This window comes from Kribbella monticola, assembly GCF_003261635.1.
Classification (GTDB): domain Bacteria; phylum Actinomycetota; class Actinomycetes; order Propionibacteriales; family Kribbellaceae; genus Kribbella; species Kribbella monticola.
Genome location: NZ_QFXK01000083.1, coordinates 1 through 3,067 on the forward strand (window position 1 = coordinate 1; position 3,067 = coordinate 3,067).

The 3,067-nt window shown below is 67.4% G+C and carries 3 protein-coding genes; all 3 read left to right on the forward strand.

What is annotated here, in order from left to right; all coding sequences use genetic code 11:
- Nucleotides 1-86 precede the first annotated feature (86 nt).
- A complete protein-coding gene (locus tag DIZ26_RS34610; protein ID WP_112248794.1) occupies nucleotides 87-335 on the forward strand; it encodes a DUF6284 family protein in 249 nt (82 codons plus the stop codon).
- Nucleotides 332-1,186, forward strand: coding sequence for an ABC transporter permease (locus DIZ26_RS34615; RefSeq protein ID WP_112248795.1), 855 nt, complete (start codon nucleotides 332-334; stop codon nucleotides 1,184-1,186). The genes DIZ26_RS34610 and DIZ26_RS34615 overlap by 4 nt, the downstream gene beginning before the upstream one ends.
- Nucleotides 1,187-1,188: 2 nt before the next feature.
- Nucleotides 1,189-3,067: cell division protein FtsK (locus DIZ26_RS34620; RefSeq protein ID WP_112248796.1), on the forward strand; the 1,879-nt coding region annotated here is incomplete at its 3' end.

Sequence of the window (3,067 nt, forward strand, 5' to 3'; positions counted from 1 at the left end):
ATCGCTTTCGAGAGGCGATGCCCCGGCGGCGGCCACCGCCGAGGCATCCGGGTCGCACTAGTCCACTTGAAGAGGAGTACAACCCAATGAGCATCATCCACCTTTCGCCGGTTGGCGACGAAGAGCCCACGGCGGCACAGTTGGCTGCGATCGAGGCCGAATGGCCGCAGATCCAAGCCGACCTGGACCAGCTCGACGCGGAGATCGTCGCGTTGTCGTCCGGTCCGCACATGTCCGAGCTCGACCGTCGCCGCGTGCGCCGCGCGGAGCACCGCTTCTTGAGCGTTGGCCGTGAGTCGGCCTTCCGCGACGAGGTCTCGGAGGTCGTGGCATGAGCACGCCCATCCGTACGACGTACCCCGTCCCGGTTGAGGACCTGATCCCGACCGCTCGCAAGCTCGCTGCCGACCTGGGCTCAGTCCCGTCGCGGAACCGGATCATGAAGGAATACCGAATCGGGGCCGACAAGGCGCGCATCATCTTGGACGCGCTCACCGAACCCGCTCCGGCTCCTGCCGAGCTGCACTTGCACTCGGTGCCGGGCCCGGCTGACATCGAGTCCAGTGGCGGCCCGGATGAGATGCCCTCCGCGCCGGGGGAGGAGGCATCTCCGCAGGTCACGCCGCTTACAGACCCGGGCATGGTTGCCGAAACCCCGCAGTACGAGGCAGTTCCCGCGGCTGTCTCGCCGGAGGTTGGGCCGGTTCGCTCGTGGCCGGTGCTGCTGCTGGCTCTGCCCGCGTTCGTCGCGGTTTGGTCCGGCTGGGTTGGGCTCGGTGAGCTGACCGGGTTCGGGGTGGTGCATCCGCTGCCGGGCATCGCGGACGGGTTCACGATCAACTCGGCGATCACGTTGCCGATCGGTGTGGAGACCTATGCCGCGTTCGCGTTGCGGGGCTGGCTGTCTGGTCAGGTCCCGGTGACCGCTCGCCGGTTCGCGAAGTGGTCCGCTCTGGCCGCGCTCGTGCTCGGTGCACTCGGTCAGGTCGCCTACCACCTGCTCGAGGCGGCCGGAGTCACGCGGGCACCGTGGCAGATCACCACCGTCGTTGCCTGCCTCCCGGTCGCAGTGCTTGGCATGGGTGCCGCACTCGCCCACCTGGTCCACGCCGGACCCCAGCCCGTCCGCGCGCCTAGCCGGTTCCACAGCCTCCGTATCCGCCTCTTCAGCAAGTGGGAGAAGTGACTATGTCCGAGCTTCCGAACGACGTTCCCGAGCCCATCGACCTGGACGCGCAGCGCACGCGTCGCGATGATTCGCAGGGGCCGGGGGAGATGGCCGGCCAAACCGTACCGCTGTCCGCGCGCGAGGTTGAGCGGATGGACACCGCCTACGAAGTCGCCTTGGATGACGACACCGACACCGACCCTGGTGCAGGCAGAGTCCTCGTGCCAGTCGACCAGGCGGGCATGCCGGTGGCTGGTCAGCCGGGTGCGCGGTTGCCGATCATCCCGGTGCACCTGCGGCCGGAGAATCTGCCTGCGACAGCACGACGGGCGCTGGGCCGGGCCGCTCATGTGCTGGCGTATCACGCGGTCCGCTCGCCGTGGTACGGCGCGAAGCTGACCTACTTCGCCGGACGCGGCATCTCCCGTGTGGTCGGCAACCAGATCCGTTGGTGGTGGGTGCCGAACTCGTTCGCTCTTGAGCAGGCTGCCGCTGACGAGCGTGAGCTGAAGGAGTGGGAGAAGATCCACCGCGAACTGAAGCGGACCCGGCTGTGGCGTGGCGGCGTTCTGGCCGCTCAGAACCTCGGCCTGGTCATCACTGCGCCGATCGTGGTCAATGCGGCTCCTGGCGTTGCTCTGGCGGCTGGGGGCGCTGGTCTGGTCGCTGCTGCGGCGCACTACGGCCGCCCGTCCGGTCAGACCCTGGTCGGTACTGCGGTAGTCGCGCCTCGCTTCCGGAAGCTGAACTCAGACATCGTGCTGCGCGCCTACTACGCGGCCGGACTCGGCAAGCCGGACAAGGCCGATCAGGAGATCCGGTTCGGTTCGCAGATGTCCAGGGATGCCCGCAACACGGGCTCTCAGGTGCTGGTAGATCTCCCGTACGGCAAGGGCTGGTCCGACGTACAGGCCGCTCGGGAGAAGATCGCCTCCGGCCTGGACGTGCTGGTGAACCAGGTGTTTCTGTCACCGGACAAGACCAGCTCGCGGCGGCACCTGCTGTTCGTGGCCGACCGTGACCCGCTCGCCGTACCGGTCGGCCGCACGGACATGCTCGACTGCAAGCCGCGCTCGATCTGGCGGCCGGTGAAGTTCGGCAAGGACGAACGCGACGCGCCTGTTGCGCTGATGCTCATGTGGATCTCGCTGCTGGTCGGTGCGCAGCCGCGCAAGGGCAAGACGTTCGCGGCCCGCCTGGTCGCGCTGCACGCCGCGCTGGACCCGTACGTGAAATTGATCGTTGTCGATGGCAAGAACTCTCCGGACTGGCTGAAATTCAAGCTGGTAGCGCACCGCATCGTGTTCGGCACCCACCCGTCCCCGAACGACCCTGACCCGATCAGCAGCCTGCTCGCGATCCTGGACGAAGTCCTCGCCCACATCGAGCGCGTGAACACCCAGCTCGCCGCGCTGCCGGTCTCGGTGTGCCCGGAAGGCAAGCTCACCGAGGAACTGGCGCGGGACTCCCGCTACCCGGATCTGCGGGTGATGGTGATCGTGATGGAAGAGTTCCAGGTCTACTTCGAGACCGAAGACCAGGAGGTCAACAAGCAGGTCGCCGCCAAGCTCGCACGAATCCAGGCTGTCGGGCCGAGCGCGGGTGTGGTGATCGTCTCCAGCTCGCAGAAGCCCTCCGGCGTCGGCGCCGGTGACGTGAGCCGTTTGTTCAACCGGTACAGGGATAACCACCAAGTCCGCTTCGCTCTCAAGTGCGGCAACCGGGTCGTCTCCGAAGCTGTCCTGGGCGGTGACGCTTACCAGGAGGGCTACGACGCCGCGACGCTGCCGGTGGGGGATGAGTACCGGGGTGTCGGCTACCTGTACGGCGCGTCTGACGCGACACCGACCGTGCGAACGTTCCTGGCCGACCACGGCGACGCGGAGAAGATCCTCACCG

Coding starts and splice junctions, on each gene's coding strand:
- DIZ26_RS34610 (WP_112248794.1), top strand. CDS start 87: ATGAGCATCATCCACCTTTCGCCGGTTGGCGACGAAGAGCCCACGGCG.
- DIZ26_RS34615 (WP_112248795.1), top strand. CDS start 332: ATGAGCACGCCCATCCGTACGACGTACCCCGTCCCGGTTGAGGACCTG.